Source organism: Desulfitobacterium sp. PCE1 (assembly GCF_000384015.1).
Taxonomy (GTDB): domain Bacteria; phylum Bacillota; class Desulfitobacteriia; order Desulfitobacteriales; family Desulfitobacteriaceae; genus Desulfitobacterium; species Desulfitobacterium dehalogenans.
On record NZ_KB913023.1, the window covers coordinates 1979987 to 1997731 of the forward strand.

15 protein-coding genes are annotated in these 17745 nt (G+C 47.2%); 8 read left to right on the plus strand and 7 right to left on the minus strand.

Features of this window, described 5'->3' with window-relative positions; translation table 11 throughout:
- Window positions 1-3: 3 nt before the first annotated feature.
- The 6 genes from ilvB to leuB all read left to right on the plus strand — a co-directional run bounded on the left by ilvB (window position 4) and on the right by leuB (window position 6396).
- Window positions 4-1695, plus strand: coding sequence for a biosynthetic-type acetolactate synthase large subunit (gene ilvB / locus DESPCE1_RS0109825; protein ID WP_019850367.1), 1692 nt, complete (start codon window positions 4-6; stop codon window positions 1693-1695).
- A 5-nt stretch (window positions 1696-1700) separates the two neighbouring features.
- Window positions 1701-2180 (plus strand): acetolactate synthase small subunit, encoded by a 480-nt coding sequence (ilvN, locus tag DESPCE1_RS0109830; RefSeq protein ID WP_014793849.1) that lies wholly within the window; start codon window positions 1701-1703, stop codon window positions 2178-2180.
- 209 nt (window positions 2181-2389) lie between these two features.
- Window positions 2390-3388 (plus strand): ketol-acid reductoisomerase, encoded by a 999-nt coding sequence (gene ilvC, locus DESPCE1_RS0109835; RefSeq protein WP_014793850.1) that lies wholly within the window; start codon window positions 2390-2392, stop codon window positions 3386-3388.
- A gap of 203 nt (window positions 3389-3591) precedes the next feature.
- On the plus strand, window positions 3592-4857 hold the full coding sequence (leuC, locus tag DESPCE1_RS0109840) for a 3-isopropylmalate dehydratase large subunit (RefSeq protein WP_019850368.1): 1266 nt from the start codon (window positions 3592-3594) through the stop codon (window positions 4855-4857).
- Entirely contained in the window at window positions 4857-5345 is a 489-nt protein-coding gene (locus DESPCE1_RS0109845; protein WP_014793852.1) for a 3-isopropylmalate dehydratase small subunit, read from the plus strand. The genes leuC and DESPCE1_RS0109845 overlap by 1 nt, the downstream gene beginning before the upstream one ends.
- The gene (gene leuB / locus DESPCE1_RS0109850) at window positions 5338-6396 is read left to right on the plus strand and encodes a 3-isopropylmalate dehydrogenase (protein ID WP_019850369.1); all 1059 of its coding nucleotides are present in this window, start codon (window positions 5338-5340) and stop codon (window positions 6394-6396) included. Before DESPCE1_RS0109845 ends, leuB begins: the two co-directional genes overlap by 8 nt.
- A gap of 112 nt (window positions 6397-6508) precedes the next feature.
- On the opposite strand, the gene DESPCE1_RS21320 is transcribed toward leuB, so the two are convergent.
- The 7 genes from DESPCE1_RS21320 to DESPCE1_RS0109885 all read right to left on the minus strand — a co-directional run bounded on the left by DESPCE1_RS21320 (window position 6509) and on the right by DESPCE1_RS0109885 (window position 15038).
- Window positions 6509-6835, minus strand: a complete 327-nt coding sequence (locus tag DESPCE1_RS21320) for a hypothetical protein (protein WP_019850370.1) — start codon at window positions 6833-6835, stop codon at window positions 6509-6511.
- A gap of 880 nt (window positions 6836-7715) precedes the next feature.
- A complete protein-coding gene (locus DESPCE1_RS0109860) occupies window positions 7716-8879 on the minus strand; it encodes a DUF4317 domain-containing protein (RefSeq protein ID WP_019850371.1) in 1164 nt (387 codons plus the stop codon).
- A 113-nt stretch (window positions 8880-8992) separates the two neighbouring features.
- Window positions 8993-9439 carry a DUF6773 family protein gene (locus tag DESPCE1_RS0109865; protein WP_014793857.1) on the minus strand — a complete coding sequence of 149 codons (447 nt, stop codon included), beginning with the start codon at window positions 9437-9439 and terminating at the stop codon, window positions 8993-8995.
- Window positions 9429-9638 (minus strand): helix-turn-helix transcriptional regulator, encoded by a 210-nt coding sequence (locus tag DESPCE1_RS0109870; protein ID WP_014793858.1) that lies wholly within the window; start codon window positions 9636-9638, stop codon window positions 9429-9431. Before DESPCE1_RS0109870 ends, DESPCE1_RS0109865 begins: the two co-directional genes overlap by 11 nt.
- 159 nt (window positions 9639-9797) lie before the next feature.
- On the minus strand, window positions 9798-11042 hold the full coding sequence (locus DESPCE1_RS0109875) for an ABC transporter permease (protein ID WP_019850372.1): 1245 nt from the start codon (window positions 11040-11042) through the stop codon (window positions 9798-9800).
- Entirely contained in the window at window positions 11039-11749 is a 711-nt protein-coding gene (locus tag DESPCE1_RS0109880) for an ABC transporter ATP-binding protein (protein ID WP_019850373.1), read from the minus strand. Before DESPCE1_RS0109880 ends, DESPCE1_RS0109875 begins: the two co-directional genes overlap by 4 nt.
- A 28-nt stretch (window positions 11750-11777) precedes the next feature.
- Entirely contained in the window at window positions 11778-15038 is a 3261-nt protein-coding gene (locus DESPCE1_RS0109885) for a DEAD/DEAH box helicase (protein WP_019850374.1), read from the minus strand.
- Window positions 15039-15447: 409 nt separating this feature from the next.
- Between DESPCE1_RS0109885 and proC the strand changes: the two genes are divergently transcribed.
- Together proC and proB are read left to right on the plus strand one after the other, a co-directional pair.
- Window positions 15448-16257 carry a pyrroline-5-carboxylate reductase gene (proC, locus tag DESPCE1_RS0109890; RefSeq protein WP_084813864.1) on the plus strand — a complete coding sequence of 270 codons (810 nt, stop codon included), beginning with the start codon at window positions 15448-15450 and terminating at the stop codon, window positions 16255-16257.
- A complete protein-coding gene (gene proB / locus DESPCE1_RS0109895; protein WP_019850376.1) occupies window positions 16254-17363 on the plus strand; it encodes a glutamate 5-kinase in 1110 nt (369 codons plus the stop codon). The genes proC and proB overlap by 4 nt, the downstream gene beginning before the upstream one ends.
- Window positions 17364-17745: the final 382 nt, after the last annotated feature.

Consider the following 17745-nt stretch of genomic DNA (forward strand, 5'->3'; position numbering starts at 1 on the left):
CATTTGGGGAATGAGAAGGAGAAGGAGAGTATCACCTATGCCACAGGGGCGGCGCTTTTGCTGGATTCCCTGGTCCAGGAAGGAGTAGAAGTCATCTTCGGGTATCCCGGCGGAGCCGTTTTACCCATCTATGACGCTCTGATCAACAGCCCGATACGGCATCTTCTGCCTAGGCATGAGCAGTCTGCGGTTCATGCAGCCGATGCTTTTGCCCGGGTCAGCGGCAGAGTAGGGGTATGCCTGGCCACTTCCGGACCGGGAGCAACGAATTTAGTCACAGGGATTGCCAATGCCTATATGGATTCCATACCCATTGTGATCTTGACAGGGCAAGTTCCCACCAGTCTTTTGGGGACGGATTCTTTCCAAGAGGTGGATATTACAGGGATTACCCATCCCATCACCAAACATTCTTATCTTGTCAAAGATCCGCGGCAGATCCCCCGGATTGTTAAGGAAGCCTTTTATATTGCCAGTACAGGACGTCCCGGTCCGGTCTTAATCGACTTGCCCAAAAATGTTCTGGCAGCAACAGAGGTCCGTCCGGCACCGGCGGAACTGAATCTAAAAAGTTATAAGTACTTTACCAAAGGGAATGCGGGACAAATCGAAGAGGCAGCCCGGGTCATTGCTCAATCCCAACGTCCGGTCCTCTATGCCGGAGGAGGAGTCATCACCGCCGGAGCCGGGGAAGTCCTTCAGCAAGTCGTAGAATCCGCCAATCTCCCGGTGGTTACCACCTTGATGGGGATAGGAAGTCTGCCCACAAGCCACCCCAATGTCTTAGGTATGGTGGGAATGCACGGAACAGTAACGGCAAATTATGCCGTGGATGATTGTGATCTGCTGATTGCCATAGGGGTCCGTTTTGATGACCGGGTCACCAGCGGTTTGGGTCACCGTTTTGCCACGAAGGCTAAAATCATTCATATCGACATTGATCCCGCCGAGATTGGTAAAGTCGTAAGAACCAATGTCCCCATCGTGGGCAATGCCAAATTGGTTTTGGAAGAGCTTTTGCCTAAGCTCAGCAAACCGGAAATTGCCACCTGGTGGAAACAAATCCGCTTATGGCAGGAAGAAAAAACAAAGGTCCATAACCCCAATCTAAATCCCCAGGTGATTATTGAGACCCTGGGTGAAATCGCCGGAGAAGATACCATCGTCACTACCGATGTGGGTCAGCACCAGATGTGGGCTGCTCAGAATTATCCGGTTCAAGCCGCCCGGCATTTTATTACCAGCGGCGGGTTAGGCACCATGGGCTTTGGACTCCCTGCAGCCATTGGAGCTCAAGTGGCTGCTCCCGATAGGACGGTCTTTCTGGTTACAGGGGATGGTTCCTTCCAGATGAGCATTCAAGAACTGGCATCCACTGTCCAATATCAACTTCCTGTGAAGATTATCCTCATGAATAACGGCGTCTTGGGCATGGTTCGCCAGCTGCAAATGGTCTTTTGTGATGAACGCTATAGTCAGATTCAGCTTACTGCCAATCCTGATTTTATAAAGATTGCCGAAGCCTACGGCATTCACGGGATTCGCGTTACTGAAATTTCCGAAGTTCGTAACGCTCTCCTGGAAGCTATGAATCATCCCGGTCCGGTCCTCATGGATTTCGTTATATCCGAAGATGAAGTGGTCTCCCCGATGGTTCCCCCAGGGAAGGGACTCACAGAAATGTTGGGGAGGTGAGGGAAATGCTGCATACTTTAGCAGTTCTTGTCGAGAATAATCCCGGTGTATTGACCAGGGTGGCCGGATTATTTGCCCGGCGGGCATACAATATCAACAGTCTTACCGTGTGTCAGACTGAAAACCCCGCCATTTCCCGGATGACCATCGTGGTTGATGGGGATGATACGGTCATTGAGCAGGTTTCCAAGCAGCTTCATAAGCTGGTGGTGGTCCATAAAGTGACGGACTTGACCAACGAGACAGTGGTGGATCGGGAGCTGGCTTTAATCCGCATCAAGGTGAAAGCGGATACCCGTCTGGAAGTCCTGCAAATCGTGGATGTCTTCCGGGGCAGAGTGGTGGATATGGGACGAAGCAACCTGACCGTGGAGCTCACCGGTGACGAAGAGAAAATCGATGCCTTTGTAAGAACGATACGTCCCTTTGGGTTAATGGAACTGGTACGGACAGGGAAGATTGCCATAACCCGTTTAGACAGTTGATCCGGCAGTTTTGTAAAAATATTTCTAATATACAGAGTTGTTATAAAAGCACTAAAATTGTCGTTTACTGTTGTACAACAGGGCTCTTTATGCTATTATGAAACAGTACATTTAATCCTTACGTTTCACTATTTCTTAGAAATGCATCTCAAGCCGGCAAAAATTATATTAAGTTAATCCTCTAGGGATTCAAAAAGGAGCGTTTTATCATGGCAAAAATGTATTATGATTCCGATGCAACCTTAGAATTACTCCAAGGCAAAACCATTGCAGTGATGGGTTATGGAAGCCAAGGTCATGCTCAAGCCCTGAACTTAAAAGATTCCGGTCTTAATGTCGTTGTCGGTCTTCGTGCTGATTCCCGCCGCTGGAAACAAGCGGAAGCAGCCGGCCTGAAAGTTGCTACCGTAGCTGAAGCTGCGGCTCAGGCCGATGTGATCCAAATCCTTCTCCCCGATGAGCGTCAGGCCTCCGTCTATGAAAACGAAATCAAACCCCATCTTACAGCGGGTAAATGCTTAGTATTCTCCCACGGCTTCAATATCCATTTTGGTCAAATCGTACCTCCTGCCGATGTGGATGTCTTTATGGTCGCTCCCAAAAGCCCAGGACATCTGGTGCGCAGAACCTATGAAGAGGGTGCCGGAGTCCCTGGATTGATCGCCATTCATCAAGATGCCAGCGGCCGCGCTTATGATCTGGCTTTGGCTTACGCCAAAGGAATCGGCTGTACCCGGGCAGGAGTCCTGGAGACCACGTTTAAAGAAGAAACGGAAACCGATCTCTTTGGAGAGCAAGCTGTACTTTGCGGTGGGGTATCCGAATTGATTAAAGCCGGTTTTGATACTTTAGTGGAAGCCGGCTACCAACCGGAAAGCGCTTATTTTGAGTGCTTACATGAAATGAAGCTGATTGTTGACCTCATCTATGAAGGCGGTCTAAGCCGGATGCGTTATTCCATATCCGATACCGCTGAATATGGGGATATGATGATCGGCAAACGCATCATCACCGATGAAACCCGCAAGGAAATGAAAAAAGTCCTTGCTGAAATCCAGGATGGAACCTTTGCCAAGAACTGGCTCTTAGAGAACCAAATCAACCGTCCCACCTTTAATGCCATCGAACGTAAAGATGCTGAACATCCCATCGAAAAAGTGGGAGCTGAGCTCCGCGGCATGATGCCCTTCATCAAAAAACGCGATTAGTCTTGCCCCTAAGTTCATATAGTATCGAAAATCCCCCACCCTGCCACCTTTTTAGTCTTCTCCCGGAAATGGTTCAACCTAACCAAGAGATCGTTGGAAAAATTATTTGCTTATGAGATCAGACTTGTTGATTCGATATGAAATGCGCTTTGTTCGTAATAACAAAGCGCATAGTTCTATCAAGAGGAAAGGAATTGAGATGTATGGGAATGACCATCACTGAGAAAATTCTTGCCGAGCATGCCGGTCTGGACAGGGTGGTACCCGGTCAATTGATTACTGCCCAGCTGGACCTGGCCTTGGCCAATGATATAACCGGCCCGGTCTCGATCCGGGAATTTGAAAAATTCGGCGTGGAAACCGTCTGGGACAAGACCAAAGTGGCCTTGGTTCCCGATCATTTCACCCCTAACAAAGATATAGCCTCTGCAGAATTAAGCAAAACCTTAAGAGAGTTTGCCAAGAAACAGGGGATTGTTCATTACTGGGAACAAGGACGGGTGGGAGTCGAACACTGTCTTCTTCCCGAACAAGGAGTGACTCTGCCCGGCGATGTCATCATCGGGGCAGATTCTCACACCTGTACCTACGGCGCTTTGGGGGCTTTTGCCACTGGAGTGGGAAGCACGGATCTAGCCGCCGGCATGGCCACAGGGGAGGCTTGGTTTAGAGTTCCTGAATCCATAAAGTTCATATTCAAAGGAACACATTTCCAACCTTGGGTCAGCGGTAAGGATTTGATTCTTTACGCTATCGGCAAAATCGGGGTAGACGGCGCTCGCTATCGGGCCATGGAATTCACTGGGGAGGGTATCGCAGCCTTGTCCATGGACGGCCGCCTAACTATGTGCAATATGGCCGTGGAAGCGGGAGCCAAGAATGGCATTATCGCCCCGGATGAAAAGACCCTGGCCTATGTGAATGAACGGGCAAAACGTCCCTATAAAGTCTATCACAGTGATCCAAATGCTCAGTATGAGGAAGTCTATGAATGGGATGTGGCCGATATTCCCCTTCAAGTGGCCTTCCCCCATCTGCCCGAGAATTCCAAACCCGTCGGGGAAGGGAAAGGGATTAAAATCGATCAAGTGGTCATTGGTTCCTGTACCAATGGCCGTCTGGAAGATCTGCAAGTGGCTGCCCACATCCTTAAGGGCCAAAAAGTCCATGGGGATGTGCGCTTGATTGTCATACCCGGGACTCAGGAGATTTATAAGCAAGCCATGAAAGAAGGACTCCTCGATATCTTTATCGATGCGGGAGCTGTGGTCAGCACTCCCACCTGCGGACCTTGCTTAGGCGGATATATGGGAATTCTGGCCAAAGGAGAAAGAGCCCTCTCCACCACCAACCGGAACTTCGTAGGACGGATGGGTCACCCGGAAAGTGAGGTCTACCTGTCCGGACCGGCTGTAGCGGCAGCATCCGCAGTAACCGGAGAAATCTCACATCCTGAGGAGGTGTTATAATGGCCAAGGCCTGGAAATTCGGAGATGATATCGACACCGATGTCATTATACCGGCACGTTACTTGAATCAAAACACCCCGGAACATTTAGCGGCTCATTGCATGGAAGACGCTGATCCCAATTTTGCCCAAGAGGTAAAACCCGGAGACGTGATCATCGGCGGAAAAAACTTTGGCTGCGGCTCTTCCCGGGAGCATGCTCCGGCGGCCATTAAGGCGGCAGGGGTGAAAGCGGTTATCGCCGACTCCTATGCCCGGATTTTTTATCGGAACGCTCTGAACATCGGCATGCCTATTCTGGAATGTCCGGAGGCTGTTCGAGGGATTGAAGCAGGGGATGAGGTCTCTGTAGATTTGGAGACCGGAAAGATTGTTAATCTGACCAGGAATACTGAATTTGAAGCTCGGCCTTTCCCGCCCTTTATGCAGGATCTGATCAAAGCAGGGGGACTTATTCCATATGTGAAGGGGAGACGTGAACATGCCTAAAATTGCGGTATTGCCCGGAGATGGCATCGGACAAGAGATTATTCCTCAGGCCGTACGGGTACTGAAAGCGGTCCTAGCAGAAAAAGAGGCTGACTTTGAGTTCCAGGACTATCCCGTAGGGGGAGCGGCTATCGAATTGGTGGGTAAAGCCTTGCCTGACGAGACCTTAAAGGCTTGCCAAGAAGCCGACGCGGTTCTTTTAGGTGCAGTCGGGGGACCCCAATGGGATCATCTCCCTGCCTCGGAACGGCCGGAAACAGCGGCTCTCTTAGGATTGCGCAAAGGACTGAACTTCTATGCCAATATCCGTCCCGTGCGTATGATTCCAAGCTTGCTCGCCACTTCTACCCTTAAAGAGGACGTGCTGGATGGGGTGGATATGGTGGTCATTCGGGAATTGACCGGAGGGGTTTATTTCGGAGAAAAAGGCCGCTCAGAGAATCCACGCTCCGCTTATGATCGGATGAGCTATACGGAGGAAGAGATAAGGCGTATCCTGGTCCAAGGCTTTGAGACAGCCATGCTCCGCGATAAAAAGCTCTGCTCCGTGGATAAAGCCAATGTCCTGGAAACCTCCCGCCTCTGGAGAGAGATGGCGAATGAACTTTCTAAGGATTATCCGGAAGTGGAACTAACTCATATGTATGTGGATAATGCAGCCATGCAATTGGTCCGCAACCCTAAGCAGTTTGATGTCATCGTCACGGAGAACATGTTCGGGGATATTCTCACCGACCTGGCTTCTATGTTGGGGGGCTCCATCGGTATGCTCTCTTCTGCAAGCTTGAGCGGTACCCAAGGGATGTATGAACCGGCTCATGGTTCCGCGCCCGATATCGCCGGCAAGAACCTGGCCAATCCACTGGCTACTATTCTTTCCGCAGCCCTGATGCTTCGGTATTCCTTTGGTATGGAGGACGAAGCCCTGCGCATCGAGAAGGCTGTAGAGAAGGTTTTGGAGCAAGGGTATCGGACCGGAGACCTGGCTCAGGCAGGGGATAAACTTGTGGGAACGGTGGAAATGGGCGATGCAGTGCTGGCCGCGCTGTGAGGCTTATTTAGCGCCTTTTTTCAGTAAAAAGCTATTTAACAAAAGAACCTCCATGTTAATGAATGGCATGGAGGTTTCTTTGTTTAATCTCGGCAGGCAACGTATTTTGGGCTTAGATTATTTTGAGCTTCTTTTCAATCTCGTCGACTCTTTTCTCAAGTAAGTCGATCCTGGCATGGTCTTCGTTGAGTTCTCCCACAGCTTGCCAAGTTAAATCTACTTTTGTACTTAGGTTATCCAGTTTTCTGTGTATTTCTCTGTTGTCTGCTCTGAGAGCCTTGATATCCGACTCCATTTTTTCCTGGCCGTTCTTGAGTCCTTTGATATCAGATTCCATCTTCACTTGGCCGTTCCTGAGTCCTTTGATATCAGATTCCATTCTCTCCTGGCCTTTTTCAAGGCCTTCTAACTTCTTAAAAATTAGTTCCAAATAATCCACCCGTTCTATCCCTCCTTCAATACAAAGTTCCCTTTATCTGGAGTGTCAAGTTCAATTCACTATGTTGTATTTTTAGCTTAATAGTCATCTTTTTAAAAGTCAAGAAGTTATTGGAAGGTTTGCTAATTATGGTTTTTTTTGGTTGCTGGAGTGGATAATATCTATTTAGGAATACTAAAGATGAACCTGGCAATGCTGCAACGACTTTAATCGGATTTAATCTTTTCGGAGACCATGAATATTTAACCCGGCAAAAACACATGATAATGTCGAAGGGTACGTAATGGTTGAGCCAAGATTTATATGTGCTTCATAATAGGGGTGTATATAGGTCGGTCAAAGATGATTTATAGGCGTCCGTTTATAAATTGTCGGAGAGAAGATTCTTGTGGGTAGGGAAAAGCTCTTAGTTAGTCGACTAATCTTGATTATCTAAGGGTTCCAACTTATTTTCAAGGGTCGAGCTAAGATTGTGCTGGGTTTTGGAAGATTTTTTGTATATAGAGATACACTCCAAAGGTGCATAGCTATATATAAATTTTTCGGTCTTGTTTAGCCGTAAGGTTAAACAAGGTCGGGTAGATATCCAGTATGGTCGAACGAACCATCAATTGAGGTGGCGATTCTGCTTAGCCATAGTCGCAAGATTATGTCTAGGTAATAAGTTATCTCACTTGGTGCAAGGTAGATCATTGCGTGCTCTTCATAATGCCTTTATGAAACGGTTGAACCATGGGTTATGGTTGCTTTATATGAAAAATAAAAACCCTCCTCGCTCTATTATTGAATAGATATGAGGAAGGGTTTTGTTTTGTTGATTGTGATATTTCAGTTCTTTTGCAGCTTGGGTTAGTTGTGATAGCATTCAACCTGAAAGCTTTTAAAAAGCCTCGGTGCTTAACTCAAAGCCTTCAAGATTGACAGTCTCATCAATTTCAATAAGCAAATACCGTTTTCCGTCTCTCTTGACTTGTTTGATATTCCGTAAGTCCTGAGGGTTTACGGAAATACTCACCGTGTTATTCTCGATTTTTAGAGACTTTCCCTTAAAGTTAGGTGCGATGTTGGAAGCCTTAAATTCATAGTTCTCCGTTCCCGTGACTTTCATGAAAGCGGTTTCTAATCCCTGAGTGTTTTCAACCCCGCTGACCTGAAGAATTTTTTCCATATCCCTTAATCCAACACTGGGGATATCTGAGCTTTCTTCTTCTTCATTCCTCGTGATCATCGTGTTTAGGCTTTCATAGATACTGGCGATCTTCTCCGGTTCAATTTCCTTTCCCGCGACTTCTTGAACGATTTCAAGAAATTGCTCCTTTTCGGTTTGAGCCGTCCTTTGAAAATCGCATCCCAAGACCTTGGCTAAAAACTCCGGGTTGGGGACATTGGCCTTATTAGAGTAATAGACTACTTTATTCACATCGGCTGAATCATCACTCCAGGCAGGGAACATAAACCCATCTAAGGGAGCAGACAGATTGATGGTGACATCCATAGGTATATCGGCCTTGAACAATCGATCCTCAAAATCGAATTTTAGAGCAGTTTTGGGAAGCATGACAGGATTAATACTCCCCATTAAAAATTCAAAGGAAAATACCACGTCATCCAGCCCTGATTCATCCTCCGTATAGTCCTTCTTTGAGGGCTTATAGACCTCACCCCGCAAAAAAGTAATCATATAATCCCCTTCATAGTGACAACTCTCAATGACCCTATGAGCAACCTCTTCAGTTCCTTCAGCAAAATGATGGGGTTGTAATGTTTCAATGAGTGTTCTTTGGGTGGGGTTTTGCCCTAATTTATTATCCGAAAACTCCAGTTCAAAAACTTTGGAATCGAGAGGCCCTGTGAGCAGCTTTTTAAAATTCTTAAGATAGAGATCCTGCTTTTGGGCATCCATTCTTTCGAAATACTCTTTTTCTGTACCGATGATTTGTTTTAAATCTCCTTTGACATAAATGCTTACTACCTCGGCAAGCTTTAGTTTCGTATTATCCATTTTAAATTCTTTGCGTATGCTTGCTACATCGTTTTTATTCATCTCGATTGCTCCTTCTGTTTAACACTTATATTAAAGTAGCAAATTTTATGGATTGGAGTCAATAAAAAAAGCACCTCCCGGCCTAAAGCGGATTGGGGAGGTGCTGCATAAAGTTAACGGTCATCATCAAATTCCATTTCATATTTATGGGCCTTGTGCTGATTGTATCGGTTGGTGATAAAGTAAACAGCCAGGAATAAAACCATAAACAAAGCTAAGAAAGTCAGGGGCCCTTGCCAGTCACCTATCGGGGAGCGTTGGAACAATCCGTAGATGGACAGGGCGAAAGTAACAAAAAGCATGGCCGAGACCATAACCAGGTTATTACGTGATTCTTTGCTTCCCCGCTGACTGTAGATACCAACTTTTAAGGTATGCAGGCGAATGAACTGATAGAGGGGGAAGAAGATCAGGATCAGGTATTCCGTCATGCACTCTTTAAGTCCCATATTGTAGATAAATGTTTTGACGATAAAGGACAGTGCTACACCAATAAGAATGATCACGGCTATTTCACTGCGAACCTTCTGCTGGACTTGTTCAATTCTTTCATCTTTCATGCTTATCATCCTCCCAAAAAAGATCATTTAAAGTTTTGCCAAGGGCTTTGCAAATGGCTATGCATAACTGCAAAGATGGGTTGAATTTACCGGCCTCGATCATACCGATGGTCTGGCGTGTTACTCCCACGGTTTCGGCCAATTGCTCCTGTGACATATCTAAGCCAGCCCGTGCCGCCTTTAATCTAAGGTTTTTCAATAGTCTTTCCTCCTCCTTACAGTTCATATAGTAAATCAAAATAACTAAAATGTCAACTATATATTGCATAATGACGTGTCGATTATTCTCTTCGTTTTTTGCAAAAAAAGATCCCATTGCCTGAGGCAACCGGATCTTCAGAAAAATATAAGATTTATACTATGGATGAAGCTTTGAATTATTGACTTTGAAAATCAAGCTATTCACAGTGAATTTACTGAGAAAGATGCCCACAGGCAGTAACACTATTCCCAGAAGCCATTGTTGCGTCAGGAAGGTGACCACCAAACCCAGGAAGATAAGCCCGGGACAAATGAAGAAAAAGAGAAACCTCCCGCGGGCTTTTTGTTTGAGTTCCCCATCCAAGACAAATAAGGAGACGAAAGGGGAATTGACCCACTCAAGCCAATGCAATTTTCCCAGGGAAGCAAGAAAGAAGATGGCCCCACCCCAAAAGATCCACTGCCAAAGAGGAGGTAAGATCGTGAGAAAGGCTCCATACATGCCCACGACCTGCAGATAAAAAAGCATATTGGAACGATGCCGCAAAAATCCCTTAAGGCCAATCTCGGTTAAGATTCTATCCGCGGTTCGCGTTTTAAAGAGCCGGCCCGAGTTTCTGAACAGCCAGGGATGCTTATTTAAGCGTATTTGCTTTTTGGTATAAGTCCCTGTATATTTCAACAACACATTGGCGAACTTCATTTTTTCAGTTTGGGCTAAGGAAATATCTTTGAGTAACGTAGCCTTCATAGATAATCTGTAAACAAACAGCAGGATCAGCATAAGAAGGAGAATGAAAGTAAGCCAGGGATAAAATTGTCGGCTTCCTATAGAGCCGACAGCAGCCCAGAGGATGGCAGCAAAAAAACCTATAATGGGGACCTGGGCCAGACTATATCGCCAACCTTCAAATCTGTGCTGGAGGCATTGCTTTAAGAGACCGGCATCGACGCGGCAGATAAAGACGAGGAGGAAGAACCAGAGGAAGCCGGGCAGGTCAACCTGATGAATCATCAGTAAAAAAGGAGCGGCTAGAAAGGCCAGTAAGGCGGTTGCGAAAAGACTAAAACAGATCTGCAACAAGATACTGTAGGCCGCGATCCCCTTGAGCCAGGACTGATGTTGAAAGAGGAAGAGTTGATCCGCTTCCTCCACAAAGATCCTTAAAGTGCCTGACCAGGAAAAAATCACAGCAACAGGTAAGAGGAGTGTTAAAGGTAAAACGAAAAAGAGGGAAGGAGGTTCCTGCCACCAGCCCACATAGGTATCAAGGAAGAGAGCCAATCCGGGGATGACGATATAAAGGGCTACGATCCAATCCACCACCAGCTTCCAAATGGAATATTGAAATTTCCAGTCGGCGAGGAGTCGATGTCCGAAAAGACGGTGTACATTGTTCATGGCTGTATCTCCAAAAGGCTGATAAAGCAATCGAAGAGAGAGCCTTCCGGCAACTGACTTTGTCGGCGAATATCCTCCAGATTTCCCTGACTTAGGGCTGTTCCTTCATGAATAAGGATAAAGGAAGTGCAGATTTTCTCGGCGGTATCCAGGGAGTGAGTGGACATAAGTATGCCGGCACCATCCTTGCGTGCTTGGTCCACAAGATGAAGAAGATCCCGCATTCCGTGGGGGTCCAGGCCAATGAAAGGCTCGTCAATAATATACAAAGCAGGGCGCATCAAAAAACCGAGGATGAGCATAACTTTTTGCTGCATCCCTTTAGAAAAAGTGACAGGGAGTTTGTGCTTCTCTTTATGGAGACGAAAAAGCTTCAGCAGTTCTTCGGCTCTTGGTAAAAAAGTGTCTTCCTTCATTTTTCCCACTGCTGCGGCGAATTCCAAATGCTCCCACAAGGTGAGGTTATCATAGAGGACAGGTTGTTCCGGAATGTAGGCATAATGGGTGTGAGCATCCTGAAAATCAATCTTGCCATCCATATACGGCAGTTGTCCCATCATGGCTTTAAGGATCGTGCTTTTTCCGGCGCCATTGGGGCCAATTAATCCGACAAGCTCACCGGATTTTACCCCGAAGGAAACATCTTTGAGGATGGGGTCTTTTTTTTCGTATCCGCCGGACTTGATATTCACTTGAACTAAATCCAATCGAATCCCTGCTTCCTTTTCGGCTCATTTAGGTCAACTCGAAAAGTTCTTTCAGCTCCTGTTCGGTTAATTTAGTGAGCATGGTTTCACCGGGTTGGATGACCGAATCAATGAGTTTTTTCTTTTTAGCTTGGAGGGCGTTGACTTTTTCTTCAATGGTTCCTTGGGTGAGGAGCTTAATCACTTGGACGGAATTCTTTTGTCCTATGCGATGGGCCCGGTCGGTGGCCTGATCCTCAACTGCCGGATTCCACCAGGGGTCGAAATGGATCACCGTGTCGGCACCGATCAGGTTTAATCCTGTCCCACCGGCTTTTAAGGAGATCAGAAAAACCCGGCCTTGGCCTTTGTTAAAAGAAGCAGCCATTTGAGAGCGTTCCGAGGCTTTCGTGGACCCGCTGAGATAAAAATAATCAATATTTTCGGAGAGCAAATAATCCCGGATAATATCCAGCATGGAGGTAAACTGGGAAAAGACCAGTACCCGGTGGCCGCTGTCCAGGATATCCCCAAGAAGCTCCTGGAAGAGGAGCATTTTCCCGCTTTCCCCCGTATAATTGTCGATAAACATCCCTGGATGGGAACAGATCTGCCGTAGTCTGGTTAAAGCCGCGAGAATCTGGATCTGGCTTTTGGCGAAACCATGGGTGGCGAGGTCCTGAGCGATCTGACTCTTGGTTTGCTGAAGGTAGGCCAGATAGATTTTTCGCTGTTCCTCGGTCAAAGTCGCTTTGATTTCCGTCTCAATCTTGGGGGGAAGTTCTTTCAGAACCTCTTTTTTAAGCCTGCGCAGGATAAAAGGTTTGATGTGACGGCTCAACTCCAGAAGGGCCTGGGGATTCTCCCCTTTGAGAATAGGAGCGGAATATTTCTTCTGAAATTCCTGGAAAGAGAGCAAATAGCCCGGCATACAAAAGTTAAAGAGGGACCAGAGCTCGGAAAGGGAATTCTCAATCGGTGTACCGGTCAGGGCAAAATAACTCTTCGCTTTAATTCTCTGGACAGATTTGGCGTTCAGGGTCTGTGGGTTCTTAATGTTCTGAGCCTCATCCAGGAAGCAGTAGGAAAAGTCAACCTGTGCAAAGGTTTCGATATCCCGTCTTAACAAGGCATAAGAGGTGACGACCAAATCCGCTTGGCTGAGGGCTTTTAATTGCTCCTGGCGTTCCTGAGGTGTGCCATCGACCACCAGGATATTCAGGTCCGGCGCGAATTTTTCCCCTTCCGCCTGCCAGTTATAGATCAGAGAAGTGGGGGCAATGACCAGAGCAGGGGAGGCAAGTTCTTCAGATAAGATAAAGGCCAGTGCCTGCAGGGTTTTTCCCAGACCCATATCATCGGCCAGAATGCCCCCGAGACCATAAGCGGCCAGAGTCTTGAGCCAGCGGAACCCCGTCTTCTGATAATCCCGGAGCACATGCTTAAGAGAGGAAGGGGGATCATATTCTCCGTCCTGGGGCTCAAGAATGCTTTGGACTAATTGTTTAAAGGCTTTATTGCGCTGAATTCCGGGTAAGTTGGCTTGACGCAAAAAGCTGTCAATATACATGGCTCTGAACTTGGGCAGCCGGAGAGTCTGATTGCTCAAATCCTCCCCTTTAAGATTTAAATGTTCAAGAAAAATAGCCATGGATTCCAGTTCAGGCTGCTTCAGATCGAGAAAAGATCCGTCCCGCAGCCGATAATATTTTCTTTTCACTTGTAAGGAATGAAAGATATTGGCCAGTTCATCCTGGTCAATATCACTATACTGAAAGGATATTTCCAGCAGGTCCAAGGACTCATCCAAACGTACCCGGCCGGAGAAACTGGTGGAGGTGCGAACTGTCAGTTTGAAGTCGTCGGAATAGAAGGTTTCTGCATATTCTTGCAACTGAGGAAGCCAGGTCGTAATAAAATCGAAGATCTTTTCATCATCTTCCAGGCTAATAGTCCCTTGGGAAACGATAAATTCAGCTTGCTCAAAAATCTCTATTATTTTTCTTTCCTTCTCAATATTGCGGATAAGAATTTGAGAATTGGCTGGATCTTGAGGGTTTGCCCCTCCTTGGGAAGTGAACGGATTGATTAAATACTCCCCGTAATGGAACTCCAGGCGGGCCCGGATACCGTATTCACCCATTCTATCGAAGTAGATCCTGGTCTGCAGCTCTTCCCGCACAAATTTTTCCGCCAGCTTGGGTTCGATGGAAACAGTGCCCAGCTGCTCAATGAGGGGTATGGCTTCTGAAGCAAAGAAATCCCTCTGATTTGCCGGAAAAGTAAGGGTTTGGCGGCTTTTTCCCGACATGGTTTTAAGGAGGTTAGGCAGGAAAGACTGTTGCTCGGGTGAGACCTGGTAGATATCCTGAGCGTAAAAATAATAGCGTCCATCATTCGTAAGCTGCAGGGGAAGTTGGCTTTTCAGAGCCAGGGTCAGGTCCTGTTCTTTTGACTCAACGGCAAAATCCAAGGGAATATCCTGGCGAATCACCCGGATAGAGCGAGGGAGGCCGGCGGCTCCTGCTTTTGAACCGGCTTTTGAAGAAGTGTGGGCTAAGGAGAATTCTTTATCACCTAAGGCGTCGAATAATTTCCCTAAGTAGTATTGACTTAAAATGAAAGGTTTCTGACTGAAGGGGGATGCATAATAAAAACTCCTCTGTTCATTGAAGGCTTCATATTGCCTTAACATTTCCTGCAGCATGTCGATAACAAGTTGATCCTCTGCACTAAAAGTTTGAACAAAGGGGTCGTAGGTGAATTGTTTGCCGAATTTTAGTAAGCGGCCACCTTGGACTGCGGATAAGAACTCTTCTAAGTTTTTTACCACATAAAGGCGTGCAAGTCCGACCTTGATTTGCAATTGGGCATGGATCTGACGATGGATTTCTATTTGAAGTTCAAGTTCAAGACTTAAATTTTCGCGAACCGCTTTGGGTTCGGATTTCGTAAATAAGGCCATGAATTCAGAGACAGATTCTTTGACTACAGCAGTTCTTGGCAGAGGAGCGGCCAACTTTCTTTGCACGGCCTTCAGAGCAGCTATCACATGCTTACAGGCTCCAGGGTATTCTTCAAAGGCCGGACAAGTACAATTACAGGAATAAACTGAGCCGTTTTTCCTCATGATTATCTCTACATCATAAAGCCAAGTGCCAATGACGACTGCAGAAATCATGTTCTTTTCCCCATCGTAAGATAATTGGCTGACCCTGCCGTTAAGGGCATAGGCTACTCCCAGCTCATAGGCCTTTTTACTGGAAGCCAAAGTGCGAATCTCCTGTTCAGTAATACCGGTAAAAGACATTTTGCGGATTCCCCCAAGTATTTAAGAACTATAGGAATAGCATACTCCAGCACTCTTAGGGCAGTCAAATTAAATAGAGATTAAACATTGTGATAATGGCTCTAGTATTATGGCAAGGTGTTATGCTACAATATATCTAATTTAAGTATATACTGCCGAGGAACGATCCAGTAGGCTGCTCGTTTTACAAGAGAGGGAAGGGGTGGTGCAACTTCCTGAAATGAGGAGACTGAACCCAATCGTGAGGCTTTGATGATGAATCAAACGGCTCCCGCCGTTATCGGGTTTAAGTGGCGTATGGCAATAAAGGTGGTACCGCGGAAGGCTTCTTTCGTCCTTGGAAAAGGGATGAAAGGGTCTTTTTTTTATATCAGAAATCCGCGCCGCACGGCGCTCGAAAGAGGGGACGATGTCAATGAAAAAGATCGGTTTTATCGGGGCAGGAAACATGGCTGAAGCCATTATTAAAGGACTGATCGCTACAGGAAAATACGAGATTCGCGTGACCAATCGCTCCAACCGGACTAAGCTGGAACAGATGAAAGAAGACTATGGGGTCATTCCGGCTTCTTTTTCAGAGGCGGTCAAGGATTCGGAGATCATCCTTTTGGCAGTGAAACCTAAGGATGTCGCGGAAGTGTTAGCCGAAGTCAATGAGCATATGAGGTCAAACCGGCTTTTTATCAGTGTGGCAGCAGGAATTCCTTTGGCTTTATTGGAAAAGCATTTGCCTGACAGCCCGGTCGTTCGGGCTATGCCCAATACTTCAAGCGCCGTGATGCATTCCATGACCGGTTTGGTCAAAGGGCAAGGGGTCAATGAAGAGAACCAAAGGGATGTGGAAGATATTTTCGGGGCGGTTGGGAAGGTTGTCTGGATATCTGAGGAACAGATGAATCCTCTTATCGCCATGAGCGGAAGTGGGCCCGCCTATTTTTATCTCTTTACTGAGGCTATGGTGAAAGCAGGGGTCGATATGGGCTTCAGCCAAGAGGAGGCTGAGAACTTGGCCAAAGAGACCTTGATGGGGGCGGCTAAGATGCTGGCCCATAGTGGAAAATCACCTGGGGAACTGCGGGTGGCAGTAACCTCACCCAAAGGAACCACCCAAGAAGCCTTGAATGTTTTCTGGGAAAAGGGCTTGGAAGATCTTGTGGCACGAGCAGCTAAAGCCTGCAAAAATCGTGCAGAAGAAATGGAAAGGGAGTATTTAGGGTGAATGACCTGCGTAGAATCGTCATAAAGGTAGGGAGCAGCAGTTTAAATCATCCTGAAGGCGGTCTTGATGATCAAGCTATCCATAGAATAGCCGGGGTGATTGCCGAGATCCGCAAGCTTGGCGTAGAATGTGTTCTGGTCAGCTCAGGAGCAGTGGCTGCCGGGGTTGGGAAGTTGGGCTTAAAAGCAAGACCTAAGGATGTGGCAGGTAAGCAGGCAGTTGCAGCCGTAGGTCAGGGAGTTTTGATTGAGAAATATGCCCTTGCTCTGGAGGAACGGGGCCTGGTATGCGCCCAGGTATTGCTCTCCCGTATTGATTTGGCGGAGGCCTCCCGTTATCGCAATGCTCAAAATACTTTAGAGCAATTACTGCGTTATCAGGTAATTCCGATTATCAATGAGAATGATACCGTGGCTGTGGAAGAGCTTTGCTTCGGAGATAATGATCGCCTTTCTGCACTGGTGGCAGGTTTGGTTCACGGGGATTTGCTGGTGATTCTTACGGATGTGGATGGACTCTATTCAGCTAATCCGAAACTGGACCCCAATGCAGTCCTCATCCGGGAAGTAGCGGATCTGACTCAAGTGATGGCTATCGCTGGAGGAGCGGGCAGCTCCATGGGTACAGGAGGTATGGTGACCAAACTAAAAGCGGCGGAAATCGCCACCCGTTTTGGTATGGGAATGTTCCTTCTTCACTCCAAGCGCATGAAGGACATCACCAAGCTGATTCAGGGAGAACGGCCCTTGGGTACCTATTTTATCCCTGCTGCCCATCGGATTATGGGAAAGAAACGCTGGATTGCCTATGGAGGATTGTCCGAGGGAAGCATTTTTATTGATGAAGGGGCTGTAAAGGCTTTGCTCAAAGGAAAAAGCTTATTGGCCTCAGGAATTACCGGCATCGACGGGATCTGGGAACGCAAAGAACTGGTACGCATCAACAATCCGGATGGGATAGAGGTAGCCCGCGGCTTAGTGGAGCTGAGCAGTGAAGAGTTAGAGGAAGTGCGCGGCAAACACTCGGAAGAGATGCTGGCCATCGTCCCCAATTTAGAGGGTGAAGAGGTCGTTCATCGCGACAATATGACTTTGATGGTCGAGTAGGGGGGGGGAGGGCGCTTTATCTTTTGGTGGGTATGGCGAGTGGGTGGCGGCGGCAGATGAATGAAAAGATGGTTCGGGTCAGGTAGCTTGACGCACAACGTTTACTCAATAGCTCCGGGGCTGGTCAACTCGCTTTCTTAACAGCTACGCCAAACCTCAGGGTAGTACCTGATGTGAACCGGCGGCTCCGCTACGTTAAGAAAGCTTCGTTAACCCGACCGCCCCTCCGCTAAATCGTTCTCTTTTGTGCGTAAAGCTACTCTGACGGGTCTCTTTTAAGCCCACTTTCATGTCCTTTCAGGGCCTTTTTTGGTGTAACCCGGCTATGCCGCTCAAGCGGCGCCGGAAAAGACGGAAAAAGCGGCTCAGGTCGGGCTGCTTA

What these genes read in the sequence shown, in the direction of transcription:
- DESPCE1_RS0109885 (WP_019850374.1), bottom strand. Translation starts at nt 15,038, where the DNA reads ATGTCTTTTACCGGTATTACTGAACAGGAGATTCGCACTTTGGCTTCC.
- leuC (WP_019850368.1), top strand. Translation starts at nt 3,592, where the DNA reads ATGGGAATGACCATCACTGAGAAAATTCTTGCCGAGCATGCCGGTCTG.
- DESPCE1_RS0109860 (WP_019850371.1), bottom strand. Translation starts at nt 8,879, where the DNA reads ATGAATAAAAACGATGTAGCAAGCATACGCAAAGAATTTAAAATGGAT.
- DESPCE1_RS0109875 (WP_019850372.1), bottom strand. Translation starts at nt 11,042, where the DNA reads ATGAACAATGTACACCGTCTTTTCGGACATCGACTCCTCGCCGACTGG.
- proC (WP_084813864.1), top strand. Translation starts at nt 15,448, where the DNA reads ATGTCAATGAAAAAGATCGGTTTTATCGGGGCAGGAAACATGGCTGAA.
- ilvN (WP_014793849.1), top strand. Translation starts at nt 1,701, where the DNA reads ATGCTGCATACTTTAGCAGTTCTTGTCGAGAATAATCCCGGTGTATTG.
- DESPCE1_RS0109865 (WP_014793857.1), bottom strand. Translation starts at nt 9,439, where the DNA reads ATGAAAGATGAAAGAATTGAACAAGTCCAGCAGAAGGTTCGCAGTGAA.
- DESPCE1_RS0109845 (WP_014793852.1), top strand. Translation starts at nt 4,857, where the DNA reads ATGGCCAAGGCCTGGAAATTCGGAGATGATATCGACACCGATGTCATT.
- ilvC (WP_014793850.1), top strand. Translation starts at nt 2,390, where the DNA reads ATGGCAAAAATGTATTATGATTCCGATGCAACCTTAGAATTACTCCAA.
- leuB (WP_019850369.1), top strand. Translation starts at nt 5,338, where the DNA reads ATGCCTAAAATTGCGGTATTGCCCGGAGATGGCATCGGACAAGAGATT.